General features: G+C 73.5%; 9 protein-coding genes. 6 read left to right on the top strand and 3 right to left on the bottom strand.

Translation table 11 applies throughout. The features are described from left to right. Positions 1-27: 27 nt before the first annotated feature. Positions 28-1,596 (bottom strand): DUF4331 domain-containing protein, encoded by a 1,569-nt coding sequence (locus AB0A74_RS27590; RefSeq protein WP_358253851.1) that lies wholly within the window; start codon positions 1,594-1,596, stop codon positions 28-30. Positions 1,597-1,762: 166 nt separating this feature from the next. Between AB0A74_RS27590 and pcaH the strand changes: the two genes are divergently transcribed. Genes pcaH through pcaC form a run of 5 tightly spaced genes read left to right on the top strand, consistent with a single transcriptional unit; the run spans position 1,763 to position 5,494 of the window. Beyond that, complete coding sequence (gene pcaH, locus AB0A74_RS27595) at positions 1,763-2,518, top strand: protocatechuate 3,4-dioxygenase subunit beta (protein WP_358253852.1); 756 nt, start codon at positions 1,763-1,765, stop codon at positions 2,516-2,518. Then, the gene (pcaG, locus tag AB0A74_RS27600) at positions 2,511-3,074 is read left to right on the top strand and encodes a protocatechuate 3,4-dioxygenase subunit alpha (RefSeq protein ID WP_358253853.1); all 564 of its coding nucleotides are present in this window, start codon (positions 2,511-2,513) and stop codon (positions 3,072-3,074) included. The genes pcaH and pcaG overlap by 8 nt, the downstream gene beginning before the upstream one ends. Next, positions 3,049-4,389 (top strand): 3-carboxy-cis,cis-muconate cycloisomerase, encoded by a 1,341-nt coding sequence (pcaB, locus tag AB0A74_RS27605; RefSeq protein ID WP_358253855.1) that lies wholly within the window; start codon positions 3,049-3,051, stop codon positions 4,387-4,389. The genes pcaG and pcaB overlap by 26 nt, the downstream gene beginning before the upstream one ends. Further along, on the top strand, positions 4,386-5,144 hold the full coding sequence (pcaD, locus tag AB0A74_RS27610) for a 3-oxoadipate enol-lactonase (RefSeq protein ID WP_358253857.1): 759 nt from the start codon (positions 4,386-4,388) through the stop codon (positions 5,142-5,144). The genes pcaB and pcaD overlap by 4 nt, the downstream gene beginning before the upstream one ends. Beyond that, positions 5,141-5,494, top strand: coding sequence for a 4-carboxymuconolactone decarboxylase (gene pcaC, locus AB0A74_RS27615; RefSeq protein ID WP_358253859.1), 354 nt, complete (start codon positions 5,141-5,143; stop codon positions 5,492-5,494). Before pcaD ends, pcaC begins: the two co-directional genes overlap by 4 nt. Positions 5,495-5,498: 4 nt before the next feature. Here pcaC and AB0A74_RS27620 read toward each other — a convergent pair whose 3' ends face one another. Together AB0A74_RS27620 and AB0A74_RS27625 are read right to left on the bottom strand one after the other, a co-directional pair. Then, on the bottom strand, positions 5,499-6,203 hold the full coding sequence (locus AB0A74_RS27620) for an SDR family oxidoreductase (protein ID WP_358253860.1): 705 nt from the start codon (positions 6,201-6,203) through the stop codon (positions 5,499-5,501). Then, complete coding sequence (locus tag AB0A74_RS27625; RefSeq protein ID WP_358253862.1) at positions 6,203-6,742, bottom strand: MOSC domain-containing protein; 540 nt, start codon at positions 6,740-6,742, stop codon at positions 6,203-6,205. Before AB0A74_RS27625 ends, AB0A74_RS27620 begins: the two co-directional genes overlap by 1 nt. A gap of 83 nt (positions 6,743-6,825) precedes the next feature. Here AB0A74_RS27625 and AB0A74_RS27630 point away from each other — a divergent pair, with 83 nt between their 5' ends. Beyond that, positions 6,826-7,062: a hypothetical protein gene (locus AB0A74_RS27630; RefSeq protein ID WP_358253864.1), complete on the top strand. Its 237-nt coding sequence runs from the start codon at positions 6,826-6,828 to the stop codon at positions 7,060-7,062. The last annotated feature ends 206 nt before the right edge of the window (positions 7,063-7,268 follow it).

The following is a 7,268-nucleotide window of genomic DNA, read 5'->3' on the forward strand; positions in this document are numbered from 1 at the left end:
GAGGTGCGTCCCCGCCGGGCGTGCGGGCTACTCGGTCGGGGAGGCGGTCTGCCGGGCGCGGTTGCGGAAGATCCAGAAGCCCGCGCCGATCAGCAGGACCGCGAGCAGCCCGCCCCACAGCGGCGCGGTCGGCATCGACCCGCCCGCCGTCGGCTTGATCGCGACCTCGTCGCCGCCCGCGTTGACGGCGGTGTTGTTCGGCAGCGCCACGTACGGGAACTGCTTGCCGAACGCGTTCTCGTTGGCGTCGACCTTGTCCCCGGCGGCGAGCCCCTCCACGACGCCGTTGACCGCCGCGCCCTCCAGCGCCTGCAGGCCGATGTCCACGACGTCGTCGGTCAGCCGCCGGCCGTTGGGGAAGCCCTGGTTGTCCTTGGCCAGCACGCCCAGCCGGTTCTGGTCGCCGGACACCGGCACCGCCATGTTCAGCCGCAGCTGCTCGGCCGGCACGAACCGCTTCGGGTTCACGTCGGCGTTGTCCAGCTGGGAGTTCAGGTCGGCCTTGATCGGACCGCCGAGCTTGGTGGTGATGCCGGTCAGGAAGATCTCGACCAGGTCGTCCCGCTTCCCCTTGGGCGCGGGGATCTTGTAGATCTGCTCGATCAGCTGCGGCACCTCGGGGGCGGTGACCCGGTCCACCAGCTCCTTGACCTTGGCGTCCTGGTCGGGCGTGAGCGAGTTGAACGTGTCCTTCAGCGCCGCCGGCACCACGACCTCGTTGACCAGCGGGTTGCCCAGGCGCGAGACCTGCACCCAGTCGCCGTGCGCCCGCGCGCGGCCGGGGCTGATCTCCATCGACCGGCGCTCGGTGTCGCTCCACACGCCGATCACCGGGTTGCGCCTGGCGTCGCCCTTGAGCGCCAACCAGTTCTTGGGCACCTGCAAGGCGATCGTGTTGGCGTTGAAGCCGCGCAGCGTGTCCTGGCCGACCTCGGACAGGTCCGCCCCGTAGAGCAGGTCGAACACCCGCAGGTCCAGGAAGAACGGGTCGTCGGCCTGCCCGACGAACGCCCGCGCCCCGCCGGGCACCGCGGTGATCGCCTGGTCGCGCAGCGCCCCGTAGTCCGGCATGGACTTCGGGCCGGTGTTGGACGGCGCGACCTTGCCGCGCTGCACCAACTTCTTGGCGTTGCCGCGCTGGTCGACCACCTCCAGCGCGTAGAACTGGCGGAACAGCAGGTTCTCGTCGTCCAGCGTGGTGACGACCCCGTTGTTGTAGAGGAACGTGGACTTGCCGCGCTTGTCCTCGGTCTGGAACGTGAACCGGTAGGTCAGGTCGGCCTTCGCGTCACCGTCGTTGTCGATGTTGATGTCGTAACGGGCGTCGGTGGCGAACGGGTAGAAGTTCGGGCCACCGTTGGGTTCCTGGAACGGCGCGAAGTTCGCGATCAGCGTGACGGTGTCCTGGTGTTCGGGGCTGACGAACGCGTAGACGTCGGTGTTGTCTACCGCCGGGTCGCCGGCGATCAGCGGCGCCTCCCGGTGGCTCGACGCGCCCGCCGGACCCGGCGCGCCGGCCAGGCCGGCCGCGACGCCGACCGCGGCGAGCGCGGCGGTCACGCGCGTGGTTCGGCACCTGGTGAGCGGTGTGGACATGCTCGATCCCTTTCCTCGGCGATCGTGCGGACACCTGACTGTTCGGGCACCGGCCGGCTCCGGTTCAGAACGTAGGGGTCGCGCCCGGTTCACCACTGAGGGGTTGGTCTTCCGGTGAGTGGAAGCGTCCGTTGACCGGCGCGGACGGCGAAACCTACGGTCGATCATGGAAACCGGTGGACACGGACAGGAGCACGCGGTGCCGACGCAGACCACGCCGCAGTACCGGAGGGACCCGGAGTCGCAACCGCCCGTGCGCTGGCCGGACTACCGGTCCAACGCCCTGCGCGCCCCGAACCGCCCGCTGGTGCTCGTCCCGCACCGCCTGGGCGAGGTCACCGGCCCGCTGCTGGGCGAGGGCCGCGTCGGCCCGCACGACAACGACCTCACCGCCGGTCACGAGGGCGAGCCGCAGGGCCAGCGGATCATCGTGTCCGGCCGCGTCCTGGACGGCGACGGCCGGCCGATCCCGAACACCCTGCTGGAGGTGTGGCAGGCCAACGCCGCCGGCCGCTACCGCCACGACGGCGACCGCCACCCCGCGCCGCTGGACCCGAACTTCACCGGCGTGGGCCGCACCCTGACCGACGCCGACGGCCGCTACAGCTTCACCACGATCCACCCGGGCGCGTACCCGTGGCGCAACCACGACAACGCCTGGCGGCCGGCGCACATCCACTTCTCGCTGTTCGGCACGGCGTTCACGCAGCGGCTGGTCACGCAGATGTACTTCCCGGGCGACCCGCTGTTCTTCCAGGACCCGATCTACAACTCGGTGCGCGACCCGAAGGCTCGGGCGGCGATGGTGGCCCGGTTCGACCTGGACACGACGGTTCCGGAATGGGCGCTGGGGTACCAGTGGGACATCGTGCTGCGCGGCAAGACCCCCACCCCGCTGGAGGAGGAGGGCGACGATGACTGAGCGGCTGATCACCACGCCCGCGCAGACCGTCGGGCCGTTCTTCGCCATCGGCCTGCCCTGGGAGGACGGCCCGTTCGTCGTCCCCGAGGGCACGCCCGGCGCGTTCCGGGTCGAGGGCAGCGTCCTGGACGGCCGCGGCGACCCCGTCCCCGACGCCGTGGTGGAGACCTGGCAGGCCGACCCGGACGGGCGCTTCGACCACCCCGACGACCCGCGCGGCGCGGTGCGGTGGAAGGATTTCCGGGGCTTCGGCCGGTGCGCGACCGACGCCGACGGCCGCTACGGTGTCCTCACCGTGAAGCCCGGCCCGCTGCCGACCGGCGACGGGGGATGGGAGGCGCCCCACCTCAACGTGTCGCTGTTCTGCCGGGGCGTGCTGGTGCGGCTGGTCACCCGGATCTACTTCCCGGACGAGGAGGCCAACGCCCACGACCCGGTCCTGACCGCCCTCGACCCGGCCGCGCGGGCGACCCTCGTCGCCGCCGCCACCCCGTTCGGCTACCACTTCGACATCCGGTTGCAAGGGGAGCATGAAACCGTCTTCTTCGACGTCTGACCTGTTCGGCCCGCTGTTCACCGACCCGGCCGTCGAGGCCGAGATCAGCGACGGCGCGTGGCTGCGAGCGATGCTCGACTTCGAACGCGCGCTGGCGATCGTGCAGGCCCGCGCCGGGCTCGTGTCCGAGGAGGCGGCGCGGATGGTGGTGACGGCGATCGACGTCGGCCACTACGACCCGGTCGAGCTGGGCGCGGGCGCGCTGACCTCGGGCACCCCGGTGGTCCCGCTGGTCCGGGCCATCGGCGCGCACGTCACCGCCGAGGGCAGGGCCGCCGTGCACAACGGCGCGACCAGCCAGGACGTCCTGGACACCGCCCTGTCCCTGGTCGCGTTCCGCGCGCTGGGACCGGTCCTGGACGGGCTGCGCGGCGTCGCCAAGGAGTGCGAGCGGCTCGCCCAGCGCCACCGCGACACCCTCATCGCCGGCCGCACGCTCGCCCAGCACGCGCTGCCCACCACGTTCGGCGTCAAGTGCGCGGGCTGGCTGGTGGCCGTGGACGAAGCCGTGGACGACCTCACCCGCGTGCGCGAACAGCGGCTGGCGGTCCAGTTCGGCGGCGCGGCGGGCACCCTGGCCGCGGTCAACGACCCGTCGCTGACCGACCAGCTCGCCGCCCAGCTGGGCCTGGCCGCGCCGCTGATCCCGTGGCACACCAACCGAACCCGGGTCGCGGAGCTCGCGGGGTCGCTCGGCGTGGCGGCCGGCGTGCTGGCCAAGGTCGCGCAGGACGTCGTGCTGCTCGCCCAGACCGAGGTCGCGGAGGTCGCCGAGGCCGAGGGCGGCACGTCGTCGGCCATGCCGCACAAGCACAACCCGGTGCGGGCCGTGCTGGTCAACGCGTGCGCGCGCCGCGTCCCCGCGCTGGTCTCGACCGTGCTGTCCGCGATGGCCCAGGAGCACGAGCGGGCGGTCGGCGCGTGGCACAGCGAGTGGCAGACCGTGACCGAGCTGCTGCGCCTGGTCGGCGGCGCGGTGCGCGGCGTGCGCGAGCTGCTGTCGCGGCTGCGCGTGGACCCGGAGCGGATGAGGCGCAACCTGGAGCTGACCGGCGGTCTGCTGATGGCCGAGAACGTGGCGGTCCGCCTGGCCGCCCGCATCGGCCGCGCCGAGGCCCAGGACCTGGTCGCCGAGGTGTGCCGGTCGGCGGTGCTGTCGGGCAAGTCCCTGCGCGCCGCGCTGGAGGCCGACCTGCGCATCGACCTGTCCCCCGAGGAGGTCGCCGAGGCCCTGGACCCGGCGGGCTACATCGGCAGCGCCGGCGAGTTCGTGGACCGCGCGCTCGCCGCACACCGGGAGAGGACGGGCCGATGAGGCTGCACCACACGCTGACCGGCCCGCCGGACGCCCCGGTGCTGGTGCTGGGCAACTCCCTGGGCACCACCACCGCCCTGTGGGACGCCCAGCTCCCCGCGCTGCTCCAGCGCTTCCGCGTCCTGCGCTACGACCACCGCGGCCACGGCGGCACCCCGGCCGCGCCCGGCCCGTACCGCCTGGACGACCTGGCCGACGACGTCCTGGAACTCCTGGACACCCTCGGCCTGGCGCGCGTCTCGTACGCGGGCGTGTCGCTGGGCGCGATGGTCGGAATGTGGCTGGCCGGCCACGCCCCGGAACGCATCGACCGCCTGGTCCTGTGCTGCACCACCGCCGCCTTCGCGTCCGCCCAGCCCTGGCTCGACCGCGCGGCGGCGGTGCGCGCCGCCGGCACGGCGTCCATCGCGCACCAGGCCGTCGGCCGCTGGTTCACACCGGACTTCACGGCCGGGAACCCCGCAGTGGTGAGGGACTTCGAGGCCATGGTGTCCAGTGTGGACGATGAAGGTTACGCGTCCTGTTGCGATGCCCTGGCCGCGATGGACCTCCGGTCGGTCCTGCCCGCGATCGAGGCCCCGACCGCGGTGGTCGCCGGCAAGCACGACGTCGCGACCCCGCCCGAGCACCAGCGCCTGATCGCCGACGCCGTGCCGGGCGCGGTGCTGCACACCGTCGAGGCCGCGCACCTGGCCAACGTGGAGGCGGCCGACGACGTGACCCGCGTCCTCCTCGACCACCTGGCGGCGCGATGACCGACGGCATGCGGGTGCGGCGCGAGGTGCTCGGCGACGAGCACGTGGACCGGGCGATCGCGCGCACCGACGACTTCACCGCCGACTTCCAGGACTTCATCACCCGCTACGCGTGGGGCGAGGTCTGGACGCGACCCGGCCTCGACCGGCGCACCCGCTCCTGCGTCACCCTGGCGATGCTCGCCGCCCTCGGCCACGACGCGGAACTGGCCATGCACGTCCGCGCCGCCCTGCGCAACGGCCTGACCCGCGACGAGATCAAGGAGGTCCTGCTCCAGGTCGCCGTCTACGCGGGCGTCCCGGCGGCCAACCGCGCGTTCGCGATCGCCCAGCCGATCCTGGCGGAATAGGCGGTCACCAGGTCGGGCGGGCGCTCACGCCGCCGTCCACCACGAGGTCGTGCCCGGTGATCCAGCGGGCGAACCGCGAGGCGAGGAACACGCACGCGTCACCGACGTCCTCGGGCGTGCCGAGCCGGCCCAGCGGCGCGGCGGCCCGCCAGCGCTCGACCCCGTCGGGCCAGGCGTCGGCGAGGCCTGGCCGGTCGACCAGCCCCGGCGACACGGTGTTGACCCGGATGCCGAACCGGCCGTACTCCAGCGCGGCGGACCGGGCGTGCATGATCAGCGCGGCTTTCGAGGCGCAGTAGTGCGCGTGGCCCTCGGCGGCCTGGGTGCCCTGGATGGACGCGATGTGCGTGATCGAGCCGCCGGCGTCGCGCATGACCCGCGCCGCGGCCTGGGTGACGGCGAAGGCGCTGAGCACGTTGGTGTCCACGACCGCGCGCCAGTCGGCCACCGTCATGCCGTCGAGGTCCTGGTCGGGTTGGACGCCCGCGCAGTTGACCACGGCGTCGAGCCGGCCCACGCGGCGGACGGCCTCGGCGACCAGGTCGTGGCAGGCGCCCTCGTCGGTCAGGTCGGCGCGCACGAAGTCCCCGGCCGCGGTGAGGGCGTGCCGGACGACCGCCGCGCCGGCCTCGGCGAACCGCCGCGCGATGCCCGCCCCGATGCCGCCGCTCGCGCCGGTGACCAGGACGGAGGTTCCGGTGAGGTCCATCAGACCGGCTGGAGCGGGGTGTGCGGGGTGGCCGGGAGTTCGACGCGCACGGCGTCGCCGGGGCGGACCACGCCGCCGACCAGGACGACCGACATGATGCCCGCCTTGCGGACGACGCGACCCTCGGCGTCGCGGCCGACGACGTGCTTGAGCAGCCCGTCGGCGAAGGCGTCGATCTGGGGGCACGGGTTGCGCAGCCCGGTGACCTCCACGACGGCGTCCGCGCCCAGGCGCAGGCGCGTGCCGGTGGGCAGGGCGAGCAGGTCCACCCCGCGGGTGGTGACGTTCTCGCCGAGCGCCCCGGCGCGGACGTCGAAGCCGAGGGCGTTGAGTTCGTCGTGCAGTTCGGCGTGCATGAGGTGGACCTGGCGCAGGTTCGGTCGCGTGGGGTCGCGCCGGACGCGCGAGCGGTGCTTGACGGTCTGGCCCGCGTGGACGTCGCCTTCGACGCCGAGCCCGGCGACGAGGCGGATGGCGTCCCGGGCCGGTTTGGTGAACGTGTACTCCGCGCTACGACTGACCGCTTCGACTGTCCCCATGACCGATGACCCTAATCGGTAAGACTTTCGGGGGTCGCGGCGATAAAGCCGTTGCAAGCGTTGTGGAACGACGGTGAAAGATCATGGACGACGAACTGACCCATCGCGCACGCGCGGTCCTGCGGGCCGTCGCGGCAGGCCGCGCCGAAGTGACGCACAGTGTCGAACCCGACCTGCGGGTGGACGGGCTGTGGTGCAGTGACCAGGTGATCGCCCGCCAGTTGGCCCACGCCGGACTGGTCCGCCCGGCCGAGCGGGGCGGTGACGGTCCGTGGGTGCCGGCGGAGATCACCCCGGCCGGCCGGGCACTCCTGGCGTAACCCGCGGCCGGCCGCGCAACCCGGCCAGGCCCGTGGTTTGTCGGTGTCGCGTGGGACGATCGACCCGGGGGCCGGAGGCCACGCCCGCCGGCTCCGAGACCCAACCCGACACCCGCCACCCCACCCGCCCCAGCTTCGCCCGCCCGCCCCGGCCCCGCCCGCCCCAGCGCCGCCCGGCCCGGCACGGCTTCCGCGCCGCCCGGCAC

Origin of the sequence: Saccharothrix sp. NPDC042600 (assembly GCF_040647305.1) — a bacterium.
Taxonomy (GTDB): domain Bacteria; phylum Actinomycetota; class Actinomycetes; order Mycobacteriales; family Pseudonocardiaceae; genus Actinosynnema; species Actinosynnema mutabilis.

Excerpts from the sequence above, each read along its gene's own strand:
- AB0A74_RS27630 (WP_358253864.1), top strand. The coding sequence starts at position 6,826 with ATGGACGACGAACTGACCCATCGCGCACGCGCGGTCCTGCGGGCCGTC.
- pcaH (WP_358253852.1), top strand. The coding sequence starts at position 1,763 with ATGGAAACCGGTGGACACGGACAGGAGCACGCGGTGCCGACGCAGACC.
- pcaD (WP_358253857.1), top strand. The coding sequence starts at position 4,386 with ATGAGGCTGCACCACACGCTGACCGGCCCGCCGGACGCCCCGGTGCTG.
- pcaG (WP_358253853.1), top strand. The coding sequence starts at position 2,511 with ATGACTGAGCGGCTGATCACCACGCCCGCGCAGACCGTCGGGCCGTTC.
- AB0A74_RS27625 (WP_358253862.1), bottom strand. The coding sequence starts at position 6,742 with ATGGGGACAGTCGAAGCGGTCAGTCGTAGCGCGGAGTACACGTTCACC.
- AB0A74_RS27590 (WP_358253851.1), bottom strand. The coding sequence starts at position 1,596 with ATGTCCACACCGCTCACCAGGTGCCGAACCACGCGCGTGACCGCCGCG.
- pcaB (WP_358253855.1), top strand. The coding sequence starts at position 3,049 with ATGAAACCGTCTTCTTCGACGTCTGACCTGTTCGGCCCGCTGTTCACC.
- pcaC (WP_358253859.1), top strand. The coding sequence starts at position 5,141 with ATGACCGACGGCATGCGGGTGCGGCGCGAGGTGCTCGGCGACGAGCAC.
- AB0A74_RS27620 (WP_358253860.1), bottom strand. The coding sequence starts at position 6,203 with ATGGACCTCACCGGAACCTCCGTCCTGGTCACCGGCGCGAGCGGCGGC.